This window comes from Arthrobacter sp. JSM 101049 (assembly GCF_041679245.1).
Taxonomy (GTDB): domain Bacteria; phylum Actinomycetota; class Actinomycetes; order Actinomycetales; family Micrococcaceae; genus Arthrobacter_H.
Map to the genome: position 1 here is coordinate 96,716 of NZ_JBGFFC010000004.1, position 19,173 is coordinate 115,888.

At 68.9% G+C, this 19,173-nt stretch carries 15 protein-coding genes; 12 read left to right on the top strand and 3 right to left on the bottom strand.

The window, feature by feature from the left end:
• The first annotated feature begins 80 nt into the window (after positions 1 to 80).
• A complete protein-coding gene (locus AB8M85_RS12600) occupies positions 81 to 2,309 on the top strand; it encodes a bifunctional (p)ppGpp synthetase/guanosine-3',5'-bis(diphosphate) 3'-pyrophosphohydrolase (protein WP_372699322.1) in 2,229 nt (742 codons plus the stop codon).
• On the opposite strand, the gene AB8M85_RS12605 is transcribed toward AB8M85_RS12600, so the two are convergent.
• Positions 2,306 to 2,902: a hypothetical protein gene (locus AB8M85_RS12605; protein ID WP_372699175.1), complete on the bottom strand. Its 597-nt coding sequence runs from the start codon at positions 2,900 to 2,902 to the stop codon at positions 2,306 to 2,308. The two genes, AB8M85_RS12600 and AB8M85_RS12605, sit on opposite strands and share 4 nt — an antisense overlap.
• Before the next feature lie 95 nt (positions 2,903 to 2,997).
• On the bottom strand, positions 2,998 to 4,515 hold the full coding sequence (locus tag AB8M85_RS12610) for a DUF349 domain-containing protein (RefSeq protein WP_372699176.1): 1,518 nt from the start codon (positions 4,513 to 4,515) through the stop codon (positions 2,998 to 3,000).
• A 224-nt stretch (positions 4,516 to 4,739) separates the two neighbouring features.
• Between AB8M85_RS12610 and hisS the strand changes: the two genes are divergently transcribed.
• The 3 genes from hisS to AB8M85_RS12625 all read left to right on the top strand — a co-directional run bounded on the left by hisS (position 4,740) and on the right by AB8M85_RS12625 (position 9,773).
• Entirely contained in the window at positions 4,740 to 6,077 is a 1,338-nt protein-coding gene (gene hisS, locus AB8M85_RS12615) for a histidine--tRNA ligase (RefSeq protein WP_372699177.1), read from the top strand.
• 123 nt (positions 6,078 to 6,200) lie between these two features.
• Positions 6,201 to 8,000 (top strand): aspartate--tRNA ligase, encoded by a 1,800-nt coding sequence (aspS, locus tag AB8M85_RS12620; protein WP_372699178.1) that lies wholly within the window; start codon positions 6,201 to 6,203, stop codon positions 7,998 to 8,000.
• Positions 8,001 to 8,264: 264 nt separating this feature from the next.
• Positions 8,265 to 9,773: an HNH endonuclease gene (locus tag AB8M85_RS12625; RefSeq protein WP_372699179.1), complete on the top strand. Its 1,509-nt coding sequence runs from the start codon at positions 8,265 to 8,267 to the stop codon at positions 9,771 to 9,773.
• 34 nt (positions 9,774 to 9,807) lie between these two features.
• Here AB8M85_RS12625 and dtd read toward each other — a convergent pair whose 3' ends face one another.
• A complete protein-coding gene (gene dtd, locus AB8M85_RS12630; protein ID WP_372699323.1) occupies positions 9,808 to 10,248 on the bottom strand; it encodes a D-aminoacyl-tRNA deacylase in 441 nt (146 codons plus the stop codon).
• 84 nt (positions 10,249 to 10,332) lie between these two features.
• On the opposite strand from dtd, the gene AB8M85_RS12635 reads away from it, so the two are divergent.
• The 8 genes from AB8M85_RS12635 to AB8M85_RS12670 all read left to right on the top strand — a co-directional run bounded on the left by AB8M85_RS12635 (position 10,333) and on the right by AB8M85_RS12670 (position 19,162).
• Entirely contained in the window at positions 10,333 to 11,757 is a 1,425-nt protein-coding gene (locus AB8M85_RS12635) for a replication-associated recombination protein A (protein ID WP_372699180.1), read from the top strand.
• A gap of 190 nt (positions 11,758 to 11,947) precedes the next feature.
• Entirely contained in the window at positions 11,948 to 12,574 is a 627-nt protein-coding gene (gene rpsD, locus AB8M85_RS12640) for a 30S ribosomal protein S4 (protein WP_372699181.1), read from the top strand.
• Between the two features lie 239 nt (positions 12,575 to 12,813).
• Positions 12,814 to 13,185: a DUF948 domain-containing protein gene (locus AB8M85_RS12645; RefSeq protein ID WP_372699182.1), complete on the top strand. Its 372-nt coding sequence runs from the start codon at positions 12,814 to 12,816 to the stop codon at positions 13,183 to 13,185.
• 9 nt (positions 13,186 to 13,194) lie between these two features.
• The gene (locus AB8M85_RS12650; protein WP_372699183.1) at positions 13,195 to 13,440 is read left to right on the top strand and encodes a hypothetical protein; all 246 of its coding nucleotides are present in this window, start codon (positions 13,195 to 13,197) and stop codon (positions 13,438 to 13,440) included.
• Positions 13,441 to 13,490: 50 nt separating this feature from the next.
• Positions 13,491 to 16,184, top strand: a complete 2,694-nt coding sequence (gene alaS / locus AB8M85_RS12655; protein WP_372699184.1) for an alanine--tRNA ligase — start codon at positions 13,491 to 13,493, stop codon at positions 16,182 to 16,184.
• Positions 16,185 to 16,198: 14 nt separating this feature from the next.
• On the top strand, positions 16,199 to 16,708 hold the full coding sequence (gene ruvX / locus AB8M85_RS12660) for a Holliday junction resolvase RuvX (RefSeq protein ID WP_372699185.1): 510 nt from the start codon (positions 16,199 to 16,201) through the stop codon (positions 16,706 to 16,708).
• Between the two features lie 13 nt (positions 16,709 to 16,721).
• The gene (mltG, locus tag AB8M85_RS12665; RefSeq protein ID WP_372699186.1) at positions 16,722 to 18,299 is read left to right on the top strand and encodes an endolytic transglycosylase MltG; all 1,578 of its coding nucleotides are present in this window, start codon (positions 16,722 to 16,724) and stop codon (positions 18,297 to 18,299) included.
• The gene (locus AB8M85_RS12670; RefSeq protein ID WP_372699187.1) at positions 18,296 to 19,162 is read left to right on the top strand and encodes a shikimate dehydrogenase; all 867 of its coding nucleotides are present in this window, start codon (positions 18,296 to 18,298) and stop codon (positions 19,160 to 19,162) included. Before mltG ends, AB8M85_RS12670 begins: the two co-directional genes overlap by 4 nt.
• Positions 19,163 to 19,173 lie beyond the last annotated feature (11 nt).

The window sequence follows — 19,173 nt, forward strand, 5'->3', positions numbered from 1 at the left end:
TGGCCGAACCCACAGCCCGGGCAGCGCGCGAAGCCGAGGCGCCGGCCTCGCCGCCGACGACGCGTCGCCGCGGCGGAACCATGTCCCGGCTGGCCCGCTTCGCGGGGCGCAGCGCCTCCGGGCAGCCGCCGATCCTCGAGCCCCTGCTGCGAACGGTCCGGGCCAACAGCCCCCGCGAGGACCTGGACCTGATCACCCGCGCCTTCGCCGTGGCCGAACGCTGCCACGAGAACCAGAAGCGCAAGAGCGGGGACCCGTACATCACCCACCCCGTCGCCGTGGCGACGATTTTGGCGGAGATGGGCATGACCGGCACCACGCTGGCCGCCGCCCTGCTGCACGACACGGTGGAGGACACCGACTACTCGCTGGACGACCTGGCCCGCGAGTTCGGCGACGAAGTCGCCATGCTCGTCGACGGGGTCACCAAGCTGGACAAGGTCCAGTTCGGCGATGCCGCCCAGGCCGAAACCGTGCGCAAGATGGTCATCGCCATGGCACGCGACATCCGCGTGCTGTTGATCAAGCTCGCTGACCGGCTCCACAACGCACGCACCTGGCGCTACGTCTCCCCGGAATCCAGCGCCAAGAAGGCGCGCGAGACCCTGGAGATCTTCGCACCGCTGGCCCACCGGCTGGGCATGAACACGATCAAGTGGGAACTCGAGGACCTCTCGTTCGCCGCCCTGCATCCCAAGGTGTACGAGGAGATCGTGCGCATGGTGGGGGACCGGACCCCCGAGCGCGAGAAGTACCTCTCGACGGTCCGCACGCTGATCGCCGATGACCTGCACCAGGCGCGCATCCGCGCGACCATCACCGGACGCCCCAAGCACTATTACTCGATCTACCAGAAGATGGTCGTCCGCGGCAAGGAATTCGACGACATCCACGACCTCATGGGCGTGCGCGTCCTGGTCGACAGCGTCCGCGAGTGCTACGCGACGCTGGGGAGCCTGCATGCGCGGTGGAACCCGCTGCCGGGCCGGTTCAAGGACTACATCGCGATGCCGAAGTACAACATGTACCAATCGCTGCACACCACGGTGATCGGTCCCGATGGCAAGCCGGTCGAGATCCAGATCCGCACTCACGACATGCACCGGCGCGCCGAGTACGGCATTGCCGCCCACTGGAAGTACAAGTCCGGCCCGGCGAAGACCAAGGCCGTCGGCCATGATGGCCAGGACATGAACTGGCTGCGCAGCGTGATGGACTGGCAGCAGGAAACCCGCGACCCCGGGGAGTTCCTCGATTCGCTGCGTTTCGAGATCAACGCCGCCGAGGTCTTCGTGTTCACGCCCAAGGGCGAGGTCATGGCACTGCCCGCCGGTTCGACGCCGGTGGACTTCGCCTACGCGGTGCACACCGAGGTGGGTCACCGCACCATCGGCGCCCGGGTGAACGGCAAGCTGGTGCCGCTGAACAGCGAACTGCACCACGGCGACTGGGTCGAGGTCTTCACGTCCAAGGCCGAAGGCGCCGGCCCCAGCCAGGACTGGCAGAACTTCGTCAAGAGCCCCCGGGCGCGCAACAAGATCCGCCAGTGGTTCACCAAGGAACGCCGTGAAGAGGCGATCGACAAGGGCAAGGACCAGCTCACCCGCGCCCTGCGGAAAAACAACCTGCCGCTGCAGAAGCTGATGACCCACGACACGCTCACCGCAGTCGCCCAGCAGCTGAGGCACAGCGACATCGCCGCCATGTACGCGGCCGTCGGCGACGGACACACCTCGGCACAGAACGTCATCGAACACCTCACGGCGCTGGTCGGTGCCGCGCACCCCGATGAAGCGGACTTCGACGAGACCCCGTCCTTCACCCCCGGGACCTCCCGGCAGACCTCCGACGCCGGCGTCGTGGTGGCCGGCGCGGGAGACGTCATGGCCAAGCTGGCCCGGTGCTGCACCCCGGTCCCACCCGACGCCATCCGCGGCTTCGTGACCCGGGGGTCGGGGATCTCGGTGCACCGCGCTGATTGCGCCAACCTGCTGGCCCTGGGCGCGGACTCCGAACGGCTTGTGGACGTGAAATGGGCTCCCACGCAGTCCAGCGTGTTCCTGGTCGAGATTCAAGCCGAGGCCCTGGACCGCAAGTCGCTGCTCTCGGACGTCACGAAGGTGCTCTCCGACAACCAGGTGAACATCCTCTCGGCCAGCGTCGTCACCGGCCGCGACCGGGTGGCGATCTCTCGCTTCTCCTTCGAGATGGGCGATCCGAAGTACCTCCACCACATCCTCAACGCGGTCCGCCGGATCGACGGGGTCTATGACGTCTACCGCGCCTCCGAGGGCAAGCGCCGAAGCTAGGGGATGCTCCCCAGCCGTGGCAGTGCGTGGACCAGTTCCAGCGCCGCGCGTTTGCCCGGCCGCCGGCCCGTGGCCTGGATCGCCTCGAGCAGCTGCTCCCGGCGGCAATGCGAATGCCGTGCCACGAGCATGCGGGAGATGGCCCGCCGGGCCGAGACCGGCTCGCCGTGGAAGGCCAAGTCGAGCGCGGTGCGCAGCGGAGTCGTGACCGCCATCGGAGGCTCCCTGTCGATCTCGGATTCCTGGAGCAGGCATTCGTGCAGCGCGGTCCGCAGGCCGTCGCGGTGCAGGGGCAGCCGGTGGAACCGGGTGACCAGCAGCTCCAGGCCGGCCGGCATCGGATGATGGCCGTGGACCCAGGCAGCGGTCAGCCGGCCGATGACCGCGTCCTCCCGCAGCCGCGGACCGACCAGGGCCGCGACGGCGGCCGAACGCAGGGCCGGTGAGTCGTCCACGGCAGCGCAGACGAAGGTGCCCGGCAGGACCAGGCGCAGGGTGCCTTCTGCGCACAAGACGGCGAGTTCGGGGGCGGTGAACGGGTGGCCGGGCTGCAGGATGGTGCTGTCGGGCGCCGCGAGCATGGGCTCTGTCATGAGCCCACTGTTGCAAAGTGGCGCGGACGGCAAAAGGACCGGCCGCCAGTTTGTGGATACTGGCGACCGGCCCCTCACAGGCTGCGGTGGTGCTCCTATTCGAAGTCCTCCGCCGACTTCTGCAGGGTCTCCAGCCACGCCCGGCGTGCCGCCAATGCCTCCTCAGCATCCCGGATCTTCCGGTCGTTGCCCGAGGCCTTCGCCGTCTCGAGGTCGGCCTCGAGCTCGGCGATGGTGTCTTCCAGCTGGGTGAGCATGCTGTTCGTCCGCGCCTTCGTCTCCGGGTTGGAGCGGCGCCACTTCTCATCCTCGGCGTCGCGAAGGGCATCCTCGACCGTGCGCATGCCCCCTTCCATCCGCTGCATGGCCGACCGCGGCACCTTGCCTGCTGCCTCCCACCGGTCGCGAATCGGCTCGAAGGCCTTCTTGGCGGCGGCCAGGTCCTTGATCGGCAGCAGCGCACGCGCCTCGGCGAGGATGGCTTCCTTGGCCGACAGGTTCGCCTCGAACTCCTGGTCCAGTTCCTCGTTGGCGCGCGTCCGGGCATCAAAGAAGACGTCCTGCGCGGCACGGAACCGGGCCCAGAGGGCGTCGTCGTCCTTGCGGGAGGCCCGCTTGGAAGCCTTCCACTCATCCATCAGACGGCGGTACTCGCCGGCCGTGGGTCCCCACTCCGTGGAGCTGGACAGGGCTTCGGCGCGTGCAATGAGGTCCTCCTTGACGCGCTTGGCTTCGGAGTTGTCGGCATCGAGCTGCGAGAAGAACGCCCTGCGGTGCCGGTCGAAGGTGGTGCGTGCGCCCCGGAACCGCTTCCAGAGCGCGTCCTCGGTCGGGCGCCCCAGGCGGGGGCCGGCCTTCTGGGCGGACTTCCACAACTCGAACAGCTCGTTCATGCGGTTGCTGCCCTGCTTCCACTGCATGGTGGCCGGATCCTGCGCCGCCAGCTCCTCCGCCTCGGCGACGATGGCCTCGCGGGCAGCCAGTTCGCGGGCCCGGTTCTCCTCCTGGGCCTTGCGTTCGGCCTTCTGCCGTTCGGCGACCTCGCCGCGCACTACATCGATGCGCTGCTGCAGGGCCTTCAGGTCCCCGACCATGATGCGGGCGGAGACCAGTTCCTGCAGGTGGTCCAGCGTCTTGTTCATGTCGGCCGACGGGGCCTGGGCGGCCACCCGCTGCTCCAGCAGCAGCAGTTGGCTCACGACGTCGTCGTGCTTGCGCACGAAGTAGGACAGCGCTTCGTCCTGGGTGGCGTCCGGGTACTGGCCGACGGGGAACTCCTCGCCGTCGACGATGACGAAGACGTGCCCGTCCTCGGTCACGCGGGCGAACTTGGCCGCCTCGGCCAGGTCGCTGCGGTAGGCCGGGGGAGCGGCCACGACGGGGGCGGCCGGCGCTGCCTGGCCGGTGGCCGTGGCGCTGGCGGTCGGGGCCGCAGGGCGGGGCATGGCGGCCGGTGTCGGTACCGGACGCGGGGTGGGCACCGGCTTCGGGGCCGGTTGGGGGGCCTCGGGCACCGGGTTGTCGGCGCCCGTGGGTGCCTCGCCAGTGGGTACTCCGGCAGCCGCTTCGTCGGGCTGCTGGGCGTTGTCGTCGGATTGCTTGGAGCTGGTCACCGCTAGAACTCTTTCGCTCGGGATCGTCCCGGAAGTGCCCCGGGACCCATGTTTCCCCCGTCACTTTACCGAGTCGGCGCGGAAACACGGTACTTTACCCGGGGCCGGGTCGCGAGGCCCGGAGCGAACGTCCTAGAATTGTGCGGTCACCACCCCCTCCCCGTGCCGTGTCCCGGCGTGGCTGAGCGGGACCCACGAACATCCGCGAAGGAGCATCCACCTCTATGGCACGCAAGGCCTCCCTGTCAGGTTTCCCCGAGTGGCTGCCCAACGAACGCCTGGTGGAACTCCACGTCCTGGATGCCCTGCGCCGCACCTTCGAACTGCACGGATTTGGCAACATCGAGACGCGCGCCGTGGAAACCGTCGGGCAGCTGCTGCGCAAGGGCGAGATCGACAAGGAGGTCTACGGGCTCTCCCGCCTCCAGTCCGATGAGGGCGAATCGAGCGGGTCGGACCCGAACGCGCTGGCCCTGCACTTCGACCTCACCGTGCCCTTCGCCCGCTACGTGGTGGAGAATGCCGGGCACCTGGCCTTCCCGTTCCGCCGTTACCAGATCCAGAAGGTCTGGCGTGGCGAGCGCCCGCAGGACGGCCGCTTCCGTGAATTCACCCAGGCCGACATCGACGTCGTCGGCGATGGAACCCTTCCGTTCCGCTATGACGTCGAACTGGCCCTGGTCATCGCCGACGCCCTCGGGTCGCTGCCGATCGGCGACTTCACGGTGCGGGTGAACAACCGCAAGCTCGCCGAGGGGTTCTACCGCGGCCTCGGCCTCGAGGACACCGCCGGGGTGCTGCGCAGCATCGACAAGCTCGAGAAGATCGGGCCCGAGAAGGTCGCCGAACTGCTCGTCAGCGAACTCGGCGCCACCGAGGAGCAGGCCCGCGCCGCCCTGGCGTTGGCCTCCATCCGGACCGCGGACACCACGTTCGTGGACCAGGTGCGCGCCCTCGGCGTCGAGCACGAGCTGCTGGAGGAGGGCCTGGCCGAACTCACCGAGGTCATCGAGGCCGCCAGCCACCGGGCCCCGGGCACCGTGGTCGCCGACCTGTCCATCGCCCGCGGCCTGGACTACTACACCGGCACCGTCTACGAGACCGTGCTGGTCGGCCACGAGAAGCTCGGTTCCATCTGCTCGGGCGGGCGCTACGAGTCCCTGGCCGCGAAGGGCAACCGGGTCTTCCCCGGCGTCGGGCTGTCCATCGGTGTGTCCCGGCTGGTCTCCCGCCTGCTGGCCGACGGCGGTCTGCAAGCCACCCGTGATGTGCCCAGCGCCGTGCTGGTGGCACTGAACGACGACGATTCCTGGTACGGCGCCCAGGACGTCGCCTCCGCGCTGCGCGGGCGTGGGATCGCCGTGGAGGTCGCTGCCCGCGCCGAGAAGTTCGGCAAGCAGATCCGCTACGCCGACCGCCGCGGCATCCCCTTCGTCTGGTTCACCGCAGCCGACGGAACCCACGAGGTCAAGGACATCCGCACCGGCGAGCAGGTCGCCGCCGACCCGCAGGCCTGGACGCCCCCGGCCAAGGACCTGCAGCCGGGAATCACCACCTCCTGACCCCCGGTTGCCCCGGCGCCGCCGGCTGCCGGTAAACTCAAACGAAACCCACCACCAGACCAGCGCGTGCCGTGACCGGCAGACATCCGGGCAGCACGCGAGGATCCCCTCGAAAGGACATCAGTGCTGCGCACTCACGACCTGGGCACGCTCAGGGCCGAGCACATTGGACAATCCGTCACCCTGGCCGGCTGGGTAGCCCGCCGCCGGGACCATGGAGGGGTCGCCTTCCTGGATCTGCGCGATGCCTCCGGCGTGGCCCAGATCGTGGTCCGCGACGAAGCCGACTTCCACTCCCTGCGCAACGAGTTCGTCCTGCAGGTCACCGGCACCGTCGAACGCCGCCCCGAGGGCAATGAGAACCCGGCCCTCGCCACAGGTGAGATCGAGGTGATGGCGGATTCCGTCGTCGTGCTCAACACCTCTGCCCCGCTGCCGTTCCAGGTCGACGAGCACGTCGAGGTCGGCGAGGAGGCGCGCCTGCGCCACCGCTACCTGGACCTGCGCCGTCCGGGCCCCAACGCCAACATCCGCCTGCGCTCCGAGGCCAACCGGGTGGCGCGCGAGCTGCTGCACGGTGAGGGCTACGTCGAGATCGAAACCCCGACGCTGACCCGCTCAACCCCCGAAGGCGCCCGCGACTTCCTGGTGCCCGCACGCCTGGCCCCGGGGTCCTGGTACGCCCTGCCGCAATCCCCGCAGTTGTTCAAGCAGCTGCTGCAGGTCGGCGGGTTCGAGAAGTACTACCAGATCGCCCGCTGCTACCGCGACGAGGACTTCCGCGCCGACCGGCAGCCGGAGTTCACCCAGCTGGACATCGAGGCCTCCTTCGTCGAGCAGGACGACATCATCGCCCTGGGCGAGGGCATCGTGAAGGCCCTCTGGCAGCTGATCGACGTCGAGGTCCCGACCCCCATCCAGCGGATGACCTATGCAGACGCGATGCAGAAGTACGGCTCCGACAAGCCGGACCTGCGCTTCGGCCTGGAACTGACCGAGCTGAAGGACTTCTTCAAGGACACGACCTTCCGCGTCTTCCAGGCACCCTACGTCGGCGCCGTCGTCATGCCCGGCGGTGCGTCGCAGCCGCGCCGTACCCTGGACGCCTGGCAGGAATGGGCCAAGCAGCGCGGCGCCAAGGGCCTCGCCTACGTGCTCCTCCAGGAAGACGGCACGCTCACCGGGCCGGTGGCCAAGAACCTCACCGACTTCGAGCGCGAGAACCTGGCGGCGACCGTGGGCGCCAATCCGGGCGACTGCATCTTCTTCGCCGCCGGCACCGCCGCCGAAGCGCGCGCCCTGCTCGGCGCGGCCCGCGTCGAGATCGGCCACCGCACCGGTTTGATCAAGGACGGCGACTGGGCCTTCGTCTGGGTCGTCGACGCCCCCATGTTCGAATCGGCCGAAGCCGCCGTCGCTTCCGGCGACGTGGCCGTCGGTGCCGGCAAGTGGACCGCAGTCCACCACGCCTTCACGTCCCCGAAGCCCGAGTTCCTGGACACCTTCGACCAGGATCCGGAGAACGCACTGTCGTACGCCTACGACATCGTCTGCAACGGCAACGAGATCGGCGGGGGCTCCATCCGCATCCACCAGCGCGACGTGCAGGAGCGGGTCTTCAAGCTGATGGGCTTGGACGAGGAGGCCGCGCAGTCGAAGTTCGGCTTCCTGCTCGAGGGCTTCAAGTTCGGCGCCCCGCCCCACGGCGGCATCGCCTTCGGCTGGGATCGCGTGGTGCAGCTGCTGACCAACTCGGACTCGATCCGCGACGTCATCGCGTTCCCGAAGACCGGCGGCGGCTTCGACCCGCTGACCCAGGCCCCCGCCCCGATCACCGCGCAGCAGCGCAAGGAAGCCGGCGTGGACTCCAAGCCCGAGCCGAAGAAGGCGCCCAAGGTCGACGAGGGCGCCGAAGCCAAGTAGTCCTGGACCGGTTCCGGTTCAATTCTGGTTCCCCGTGGGGGCATTCGCCGATGGCGGGTGCCCCTGCGGCGTTTCCGGGGCTTGCGGGCGTGTCGCTGTTCCCTGGCTGTGATGGGTTGATGGTCGTTTCCTTCGGTGCCGGTAGCGTTCATTTCCAGTGTCGGGTGCGCGTCTTTTCCTCCACAGGTTTCGTGGCCCGGCTGTTGTCCACAGCGGCCGGGCAGGGCCTTCGAGGGTGTCCGGATCGTCACTAGACTCGAATACATGTTCGAAGAGTTTAGTGGTTCCGAAGCAGCGCGCGACGGGGATGTCCCCGCACCAGCGCCTGCTGGTGCCCCTGCTGCCCCGGCCGGCACCGCCGGGTTTGCCGGCGATGTGGTGTCGGAGGTCGAGGCTCTTGTCGAACAGCTTTCCGCCGGCGGTGTCGATCTGCCGGAAAAGGGCCTGGTGGACTTGTTGGCGGCGTTGGATGCCGTGAAGTCGGCAGCGTCGGCGTACCAGGCACGTGCCGCCGTGGCCTTGCGGGAACGGGTCGTCGAGCGTGAGCGCGCCGCGGGGGTGCGGCAGGAGAAGCTGGGGGCCTCGGCGGGGGCGCAGTTGGCGTTGGCCCGTCGGGAGTCGCCGCATCGGGGCGAGCGGTGGATGGGCTTTTCCCGGGTGCTGGTCAACGAGATGCCCCACACCGTGGCCGCTTTGCGGTCGGGGCGGATCAGCGAGTGGCGGGCGATGCTGATGGTGCGCGAGACCGCCTGCCTGTCGCTGGAGGACCGCCAGAAGGTCGACGAGGCATTGATGGCAGACCCGCAGACCACCGACGGCGTCGGGGACCGGAGACTGGTGGCGATGGCCAAGCAGCTGGCCGGGCAGATGGATGCCACGGCACTGGTCCGGCGGGCTCGCAAGGCGGTGGGGGACCGGCACGTGAGCCTGAGGCCGGCTGCGGATACGATGGGCGTCCTGAATGTCGTGTTGCCGGTGGCGCAGGCGGTCGCGGTGTTCAAGGCCCTGTCCAGGGCCGCGGATACTGCGTCGAGCCAGGGCGAAGTGCGTTCCAGGGGCCAGGTCATGGCCGACACGCTGGTCGAACGCGTCACCGGCCAGGCACGGGCCGGGGACACCCCGGTGGAGGTCCAACTGGTGATGACGGACCGGACCTTGTTCCAAGGCGATGTCGAACCGGCGTTCCTGCCGGGCTACGGGGTCGTCCCGGCCCAGATCGCACGGGATCTGCTCCTGCAGGCCACCACACCCACCGCTCCCGAAGCCCCGGAAACCCCGGCAGGAGCCGAAACGGAAAATGCGGGTCCTCGCGGCACTCCCGGGAGGGCCCGGCCTTCCGGAGGCGGGGAGGCCACCCGCGATGCGGCGGATGCCGGACGGTCGGACGGGCCGGGGGAACAGGCGAAGGAACTGGTGTGGCTGCGACGTTTGTACACGGCTCCCGGGACCGGGGCGTTGGTGGGATTGGATTCACGGGCGAGGTTGTTCCCCGACGGCTTGCGGCGATTCATCGAACTACGCGATCAGGTTTGCGCCCGGCCGTGGTGCGAGGCGCCCATCAGGGAGCGGGATCATGTTCTTGGCTGGGCCGCTGGAGGGAAGACCACCGCGGCGAACGGTGCGGGATTGTGCAAGGCCTGCAACCTGGGCAAGGAAGCACCCGGATGGCACTCACGCGAAGTCCCCGGGGACCGGCACACCATCGAAACGACCACCCCCACCGGACACACCTACCGCGCCCAGGCACCCGCTCTCCCCGGCACCAGGCCCTGACTGGAAGCGTGCGCCGCTACGGCGCGTGCGCTTCTCAGCCGGGCAGATCGGCCGTGTCGACGATGAGGGTGAAGGGTCCCGAGTTCACCAGGGAGACGTCCATGTGTTCTCCGAACACCCCATGCTCCACCCGGGCCCCAAGTCCGCGCAGCTGCTGCATGAACTCGACATAGAGCGGTTCGGAAACAGATCGTGGTGCTGCAGCCGACCATCCGGGTCTGCGGCCCTTGCGAACGTCTCCGTAGAGCGTGAACTGGCTCACCACCAGCAGTGGGGCGTGAATGTCTGAACACGACTTTTCCTGCTCGAGCATCCGCAACTTCCAGATCTTTGCCGCCAAGCGGCCCGCATCGTCTCCAGTGTCGGAGCCGGTGACACCGAGCAATACCAGCAGCCCCGGTTCGGCAATGCTGCCGACGACCTGCCCATCAACCTCGACGGAGGCCCGGTCCACCCGCTGTACTACGGCTCGCACGTCCATGTCCTTCCATCGGCTGCTGATTCCGTTTCCACCGTAGTGGTCCCGGGGCGGCGCTGTGGCAGGCACTAGGGTGGACGGGTGACCGATTTGCTCAGCTCCCAGGACGATGCCGAGGACGAGCCCGGCCGCGGCCCCTCACGCCCGCGTCCGCCGCTGGCGGTGCGCATGCGCCCCCGCACGGTCGCCGAACTCGTCGGGCAACAGCATCTGCTCAAGCCGGGCTCGCCGCTGCGCCAGCTGGCCGGCGTCGACGGCCCAGGGCCATCGGGCCCCTCCAGCGTCATTCTCTGGGGGCCTCCTGGCACCGGTAAGACCACCATCGCGCACGTGATTGCCCGGGCCCCCGGCCGCCGGTTCGTGGAGCTCAGCGCTATCACCGCCGGGGTCAAGGACGTCCGCCGGGTCATGGACCAGGCGCTGACGGACCGCGACATGAACGGCATCACCACCGTCCTGTTCCTGGACGAGATCCATCGTTTCACCAAGGCCCAGCAGGACGCGCTGCTGCCGGGCGTGGAGAACCGCTGGGTCGTGCTCATCGCCGCCACCACCGAGAATCCCTCGTTCTCCGTCGTCTCGCCCCTGCTCTCGCGGTCGTTGCTGCTGACCCTGAAGCCGCTCGAGGAGGACGACATCAGGGGTCTGGTTCTCCGCGCCGTTGCCGACCCGCGCGGGCTCGACGACACCGTGGCCCTGGAACCCGAGGCCCTGGATCACATCGTCCGCCTCGCGGGTGGGGACGCCCGGCGCGCGCTGACCGCGCTCGAGGCCGCCGCGGGCGTCGCCTGGGGCGAGGGCGAGGGCGGCGCCGGATCCGAGGACGAAGTCGAGGCTCCGACGGCGGGGGAGGTGCCGATCCGTGCAACGATCACGGTGACCACTTCCCACGCCGAGCGGGCGATGGATGCAGCCGTCCAGCGCTACGACCGGGCCGGGGACCAGCACTACGACGTCATCAGCGCGTTCATCAAGTCCATTCGGGGCTCCGACGTCGATGCCGCACTGCATTACCTGGCCAAGATGATCGAAGCGGGGGAGGACCCCCGGTTCATTGCCCGACGGATCATGATCAGTGCCTCGGAGGACATCGGCATGGCCGACCCCACGGCCTTGCAGACCGCCGTGGCCGCCGCCCAGGCCGTCCAGCTGATCGGCATGCCCGAAGGCCGGATCATCCTCGGCCAGGCAGTGGTGCACCTGGCCACGGCCCCGAAGTCCAACGCGTCCTACAACGGCATCAACGCAGCGGTTGCCGATGTACGCGCCGGCCGCGGCCACGGCATTCCCGCGCACCTGCGTGACGCGCACTACCCGGGAGCCGGCCAGCTCGGCCATGGCAAGGGGTACGTCTACTCGCACGATGCCCCGCACTCCATCGCCGAACAGCAGTACCCGCCGGACGACCTGGTCGGGCGCGACTACTATGCGCCGACCGCCAACGGCAACGAACGCGGGATCGGCGAACGTCTCGACCGGATCCGCAGGATCATCCGCAGACGCTGATGTGCTGGTGAAACCCCCGCAATGCTAGGATGGATCCTTGGCTGGCAAGCCGATTCCATCCGCATGACCCCTCGGGGACGTTTTGTGCCGCGGGTGGAGATCGAGTTGTAGTACCAAGGGAGCGGCTTCCCTTAACTCTCCGACATGGAGGCCAGTAACACCTAGCCGCCGAATGAGAAGAAGGACACCAGTGGCTAACAACACCCGTGCCCGCCGTAAGGTTCGCCTGTCGCGTTCCCTCGGCCTTGCCTTGACCCCCAAGGCAGAGAAGTACATGGAGCGTCGTCCGTATGGCCCCGGCCAGCATGGACGCGCCCGCAAGAAGCAGGATTCCGACTACGCCGTGCGTCTGCGCGAAAAGCAGCGCCTGCGCGCCCAGTACGGCATCCGCGAATCGCAGATGGCACGCTACTTCGAGGAAGCCAAGCGCACTGCCGGGCAGACCGGTGAGAACCTGGTCGAGTTCCTCGAGATGCGTCTGGACGCCCTGGTCCTGCGTGCCGGCTTCGCCCGCACCATCGCCCAGGCCCGCCAGCTCGTCGTCCACCGCCACATCGTGGTCGATGGCCAGCGCGTTGACCGTCCCTCGTACCGCGTGAGCGAAGGCCAGCTGGTCGCCGTGCACGAGCGGTCCGAGACCATGGTTCCGTTCCAGGTTGCCGCCGCCGGCGCGCACCGTGATGTCCTTCCGGCCGCCCCGGCCTACCTGGACGTCAAGCTGGAATCGCTGCAGGCACGCCTCGTGCGCCGCCCGAAGCGCTCCGAGGTCCCTGTGACCTGCGAAGAGAACCTCGTCGTCGAGTACTACGCCCGCTAGGAACCGGCAACAGCCGATTCCACGGGGCGCAGTACGCGCACCACACGGAGCCCGTGACCAGCCGGTCACGGGCTCCGTGTGTTGGGGGCCGCCGTCGTGCATGGCGCAGCGGGGGTCCGCTGGTCCCACCGCCGCCACCGGCGATTCGGGCCGATCCGGGGTGGGCCACCTGCGCCGGGGCGGGGAAACGGTAATGTTGGTCCTTGTTGATTAGCCCCTACCAGGAGGAGCAGTTCCATATGACCGGGTCAGATATCGCCGGCCTCATCGCCGCAGGCGTCTTCGCCATACTCGTCGCCTTGCTGGCCGTGCCGGTGATCAAGCTCGGGAAGGTCTTCGACGAATTGCGCCTGGCCGTCCGGGAGCTCTCCGACGGCACCAGCCCGCTGCTCGAGGAAGTGACGACGACCGTGGCCTCGACCAATGCCCAGCTGCAGAAGGTCGACGGGATCACGAACAATGTCTCCGACGCCTCCGCGAACGTCACCGCGCTGTCGTCCCTGGCCGCCACCGTCCTGGGTGCCCCGCTGATCAAGGTCGCGGCCTTCACCCACGGGGTGCGCAGCGCCCTCAACGCCCGATCCGGCGGCGCGGGCCGCCGCAGCCGCTAGGAGAACACCATGGTCAAGAAGCTTTTCTGGGTCGGCATCGGCGTCGGCGTCGGCGTGCTGGCCACGCGCAAGGTCGGCTCCCTCCGGCAGAACCTGGGCCGTGACGGCCTGAACCGTTCCGTCGGCCGCCTGGCCGATGCCCTGGCCTACTCGGCGGATGCCTTCCGCGACGGCATGCACGGACGCGAGGCCGAGCTGCGCACCGCCCTGGGCCTCGACACCGCCCACACCACCGGCCCCAGCCACCGCGGCTGACCTGCCACCCACCGCCTCTCAGCCGTTCCACGAAGGGATCATCAGCAGCCATGAAATCGCAGGAAATCGCCACCCGGTGGATCGAGTTCTTCGCCGCCAGGGGCCACACCCCGGTGCCCAGCGCCTCGCTGGTCTCCAGCGATCCGTCACTGCTGTTCACCGTTGCGGGCATGGTCCCGTTCATCCCTTACCTCACCGCCCGGGAAACCGCCCCCTACAACCGCGCCGTCAGCGTCCAGAAGTGCATCCGCACCGCCGACATCGACGAAGTCGGCAAGACCGTGCGCCACGGCACCTTCTTCCAGATGGCTGGCAACTTCTCCTTCGGCGACTACTTCAAGGCCGAGGCCATCGCCTTCGCCTGGGAGCTGCTCACCGGTTCCGTCGACGACGGCTGCTTCGGCCTGGACCCCGACCGTCTGTGGGTCACCGTCTACGAGGACGGCGACGAGCGCGACGACGAGGCGCGCGCGATCTGGCGCGACCAGATCGGCATCCCCGAAGAGCGCATCGTGGGCACCGGCAAGGAGGACAACTACTGGAGCACCGGCCAGGCCGGCCCCGGCGGCCCCTGCTCGGAGATCTACTACGACCGCGGCCCCGCCTATGGGCGCGACGGCGGTCCCGCGGTGGATGAAACGCGCTTCATCGAGATCTGGAACCTCGTGTTCATGCAGTACCAGCTCTCCGCGGTGCGCTCCAAGACGGACTTCGACGTCGCCGGGGAACTTCCGCAGAAGAACATCGACACCGGCCTCGGCCTGGAGCGCTTGGCGATGATCCTCCAGGACGTGGAGAACATGTACGAGACGGACCAGGTCCGTCCCGTACTGGACCACGCAGCCGAGCTGTCGGGACGGGAATACACCTCCACCGAGGACCCCGAAGACCCCCACCATACCGACGACGTCCGCCTGCGGGTCGTGGGCGACCACATCCGGTCGGCCCTGATGCTCATCAGCGACGGCGTCAGCCCGTCCAACGAGGGCCGCGGGTACGTGCTGCGCCGCCTGATCCGCCGCGCGGTCCGCGCCATGCGGTTGCTGGGCGTGGAGGAACCGGTGCTGCCGGAACTGCTGCCGGTCTCCCGCGACGCCATGAAGGGCGTCTACCCCGAGGTCGACACCGACTTCGCCCGCATCTCCCGCATCGCCTACGCCGAAGAGCGTGCCTTCCTGCGCACCATCGCCAGCGGCACCGCACGCCTGGAGCAGGCAGTCTCCGCGTCCAAGGCAGCCGGCAGCGCACTGTCCGGTGCCGAGGCGTTCGCCCTGCACGACACCTACGGCTTCCCAATCGACCTGACCCTGGAGATGGCCTCGGAGGCCGGTCTGGCCGTCGACGAGGACGCCTTCCGCACGCTGATGGCCGAACAGCGTCAGCGCGCCCAGCAGGACGCGAAGGCCAAGAAGGCGGGCCACGCCGACCTGTCCGTCTTCACCCAGCTCCACGGTGCCGGCGACACCATCTTCACCGGCTACGACGAGCTGACCAGCGGCTCCTCGGTCCGCGGCATCGTGCGCGACGGCGAACTGGTGCCCTACGCCGAACAGGGCCAGGAAGTCGAGCTCGTGCTCAACGAAACCCCCTTCTACGCGGAAGCGGGTGGCCAGGCGGCCGACGTCGGACTGATCACCGGCGACGGGTTCGTCGTCGAGGTCCTCGATGTGCAGTCCCCCGTGAAGGGCCTCTCGGTGCACCGCGCCGTCGTGCGCGAGGGCGAGCTGCCCGCCGACGCCCAGGTCACCGCCGCCGTCGACACGCAGCGCCGGCGTTCCGGCGAACAGGCGCACTCGGCCACCCACCTGGTCCATGCCGCCCTGCACCAGATCCTGGGCCCCGAGGCCCTGCAGTCCGGCTCCTTCAACAAGGCCGGCTACCTGCGCTTCGACTTCAGCTGGACCGAGGCCCTGTCCCCGGCCGCCCGGTCCGAGGTGGAGGAAGTCGCCAACCTGGCCATCCGGAACGACTACGAGGTGCAGACCAGCACCATGCCGCTGGCCGAAGCGAAGAACCTCGGCGCGATGAGCCTGTTCGGCGAGAAGTACGGCAACACCGTCCGCGTCGTGGAAATCGACGGGGCCTGGTCCCGCGAGCTGTGCGGTGGCACCCACGTGTCCAACACCTCGCAGATCGGCACGCTCACGCTGCTGGGCGAACAGTCCGTGGGCTCCGGCAACCGCCGGGTCGAGGCCCTGGTGGGCATGGAGGCCTTCCGCCACGGTGCCGCCGAACGAACCCTCGTCAACGAGCTGACGGAACTCTTCCGCGTGCCCTCGGCGGAATTGACGGACCGCGTCCACGCGACACTGGCCAAGCTCAAGGCCGCCGAGAAGGAAATCGAGCGGCTGCGGGCCGAACAGCGCACGGCCCAGGCCGCCGCACTCGTCTCGCAGGCACACGACGTTTCCGGAGTCCGCGTTCTGGCGCACGAGGCCGGTCCCGTTGCCTCCGCGGACGACCTGCGGGCCCTGGCGCTGGATCTGCGCTCCCGTCTGGGCTCCGATCCGGCCACCGTGGCGCTGACCGGCGTTGCGAATGCGCGTCCGCTGGTGCTGGTGGCGACCAACGAGGCGGCCCGGGGACTCGGCGTCAAGGCCGGGGCCCTGGTCCGTACTGCCGCCGGGATCCTCGGTGGCGGGGGAGGCGGGAAGGACGACGTGGCCCAGGGCGGCGGGTCCGATGCCTCCAAGACCTCCGAGGCGCTCTCCGCCGTCGTCCAGCAGATCTCGGGGCGGTCCTGATTTCGTCCGCGGGCGTGGACGTCCCGCGCGGGGTGAAACTGGGCGTCGATGTGGGCATGGCCCGCGTCGGGGTCGCGCTGTGCGACCCCGACGGCGTCCTGGCCACCCCCTTGAAGACGCTCAAGCGCGACCAGAAGAAGAACAGCGACATCCGGGTCCTGGCCCGGATGGCCGTGGAGCATGCTGCCGTGCAGGTCTTCGTCGGCCTGCCCCGCTCGCTGCGCGGCAGCGAGACGGCCTCCACGACCATGGCCCGTGACTACGCCGAACACCTGGCCGTGGAGTTGGCCCGTTCGGCCCCCGGCGTCGCAGTACGCCTGATCGACGAACGCCTCACCACCGTCTCGGCCCACCGGGCGCTGCACGAATCGGGCCTTGACGGGCGCAAACACCGCCAGGTTGTGGACCAGGTGGCCGCGGCAGATATCCTGCAACAAGCGCTGGACATGCAAAAATCACTACAGCGGGACGTAGGAATGGCCGTGGGGCACGGCTCGCGACCCGACAGCACGGACCTTGACTGAAGGACACCAACTGATGAACGAGAAGCATCCCGGGGGCGCCGGTGCCGAATCCGGCGACCCTCAGGACAGCGCCGCGGCGCCACACGGCGGCGCGCCGTTCCGCCGCCTTCGGTCCGGTCGCCGCCGCGCCGAAGGCACCGCGCCGCTGGACGACCACTTCACTGCGGGCAGCTCGGACCCCGACGCTGGACGCGTCTCCCGGCGTGCGGCAGCGGCCGGGGAACCAGAGCCGGCCGCCGCAGGCTCCGAACACGGCGACCCCGACCCCGCTGGCACGAAGCAGAAGGCCATCGCCGACCCGGCCTCGGAGCTCGCAGACCGCGACCACCACCACGCCGAAGTCCTCGAGGCCCATCCGCCGGTTACCGGCGTCCCCCGACACGACCAGGAGGAGATCCTCGACGGCGGCACGGTCCCGCCCACGGACGACGCCGAGGCCGCTGCGGCACCGGAGCCGTCGGACGACGAGGACGATCCCACCGCGGCCCTCCTGCTCTCCGGGGAGCGGACCGCCCCGGGCGTGCGCAAGCGCCGTCGCCGTCGCCGCAACATCATCATGACGGTCATGGTCGCCATTTTCGCGGTCATCCTGGCCGGGACGGTCCTGGTGCTGCAGAACGTGCTGGGCATGTGGAACCCCGAGGACTACGCCGGCCCCGGGGAAGGCGAAGTCACCTTCACCGTGGAACCGGGCTGGGGACCGTCGCAGATCGGCCGGCACCTGACCGAGTCGGGGATCGTGGCCAGCGAGGAGCTCTTCATCGAGGCCATTCCGCAGGTCGATGCCGAGAGCAAGGTCATCCACCCCGGTGAGTACGAGATGAAGTACAAGATGCCGGCCGTGGACGCCGCCACCATCCTGATCGGGGAAGCGGGCGAGAAGGTCAACTACGTCCCGATCAAGCAGAACATCCGCACCGACGCCGTCTTCGAACAGATCAACAGGGCCACCGGCATCTCCATCGACGAGCTCGAGGCCCTGAACGAGAAGCCGGGGGAGTTCGGGCTGAAGGACCCGGTAAAGAACCTCGAGGGCTTCCTGCACCCGGGCCAGTACCGGTTCCCGCTGGATGCCAGCGCCAAGGACATCCTGCAGCAGATGGTCGATGCGACCGTGAAGGAACTCACCAGCCAGGGAGTGACCGACCCCGCCGAGCAATACAAGATGCTCAAGATCGCCAGCATCCTGCAGGCCGAGGCCCGTCCCGAGGACTACAAGACGGTCTCGGGCGCCCTGGACAACCGGTTGAAGCCGGGCAACACGGAAACCGGTGGCTACCTCCAGGTCGACTCCAGCGTCATTTACGGCCTAGGCCAGTACTCCCTGCAGTTCACCGCGGAGGAAAAGCACGACGCGAGCAACCCCTACAACACCTACGAGCACAAGGGCCTGCCCCCAACGCCCATAGGCTCGCCGGGGGACAGCGCGATCGAGGCCGCCATCCACCCGGAGGACAACGACTACTACTACTGGGTGACCGTGAATACGCAAACGGGTGAGACGAAGTTCGCCGAGACCTACGAGCAGCACCAGGTCTACCAGCAGGAATTCCGTGACTGGTGCGGGGCGCACGAGGACATCTGCAAGTGAGTGCCGCCGGCCGGGCCGCTGTTTTCGGCCAGCCGATCGGCCATTCCAAGTCACCCGCACTGCACCGGGCCGCCTACGCGGAGCTCGGGGTCGACCTCGACTACTGGGCCATCGAAGCGGGCGCGTCCGAGGCGGCCCGGCTGGCCCGGATGCTCCGCGACGAACCCGGTTGGCGGGGCGCCTCGGTGACCATGCCGCTGAAGCAGGCCATGGTCCCGCTCATGGACAGCGTTTCGGAGCGGGTCAGTCGGCTGGGGGTGCTCAACACCATTGTGGCCAGCGGCAGCCCGGGGTCGGTCCGCCTGCACGGGGAGAACACCGACGTCGACGGCATCGTGCAGGCCCTGGGCGACGCCGGGGCTACCGCGGTGCGCTCCGTGGCCATCCTCGGGGCCGGGGGGACGGCGACCGCTGCGACCGCCGCGTTGCAATTGCTGGGAGCACGGCAGCTGGACTTCGTGGTCCGCGACGCAGGCCGGGCCGCGGACGTCCTGGCCCTGGCGGCCGCAGGCGGGTGCCGGGCCGAGGCCGTCGACGCCCACACCGCCGGCGGGCGCATGCACCAGTACGACGCCGTTGTCTCCACACTTCCGCCGCATGCCGCCGACGAGTTCATCGACGCGCTGGGATTGGACGGCCTGGCGCCGGGCACGCCGTTGCTCGACGTGGCCTACGACCCCTGGCCCAGTGCCATCGCCGCGGCCTGGTCCGCGGCCGGTGGTTCGGTGGTCGGCGGGCTGTCGATGCTGGTGCACCAGGCCGTCGGCCAAGTCCGCTTGTTCACCGGCACCAGCGAGGCCGATTGGCCCCATGTCACAAATGTGATGTGTGACGCAGTGGGGCTGCCGCACCCGATCCGTTGACCCTGTGGCAT

What these genes read in the sequence shown, in the direction of transcription:
- AB8M85_RS12645 (WP_372699182.1), top strand. Translation starts at nt 12,814, where the DNA reads ATGACCGGGTCAGATATCGCCGGCCTCATCGCCGCAGGCGTCTTCGCC.
- AB8M85_RS12625 (WP_372699179.1), top strand. Translation starts at nt 8,265, where the DNA reads ATGTTCGAAGAGTTTAGTGGTTCCGAAGCAGCGCGCGACGGGGATGTC.
- AB8M85_RS12605 (WP_372699175.1), bottom strand. Translation starts at nt 2,902, where the DNA reads ATGACAGAGCCCATGCTCGCGGCGCCCGACAGCACCATCCTGCAGCCC.
- alaS (WP_372699184.1), top strand. Translation starts at nt 13,491, where the DNA reads ATGAAATCGCAGGAAATCGCCACCCGGTGGATCGAGTTCTTCGCCGCC.
- mltG (WP_372699186.1), top strand. Translation starts at nt 16,722, where the DNA reads ATGAACGAGAAGCATCCCGGGGGCGCCGGTGCCGAATCCGGCGACCCT.
- hisS (WP_372699177.1), top strand. Translation starts at nt 4,740, where the DNA reads ATGGCACGCAAGGCCTCCCTGTCAGGTTTCCCCGAGTGGCTGCCCAAC.
- AB8M85_RS12600 (WP_372699322.1), top strand. Translation starts at nt 81, where the DNA reads ATGTCCCGGCTGGCCCGCTTCGCGGGGCGCAGCGCCTCCGGGCAGCCG.
- AB8M85_RS12650 (WP_372699183.1), top strand. Translation starts at nt 13,195, where the DNA reads ATGGTCAAGAAGCTTTTCTGGGTCGGCATCGGCGTCGGCGTCGGCGTG.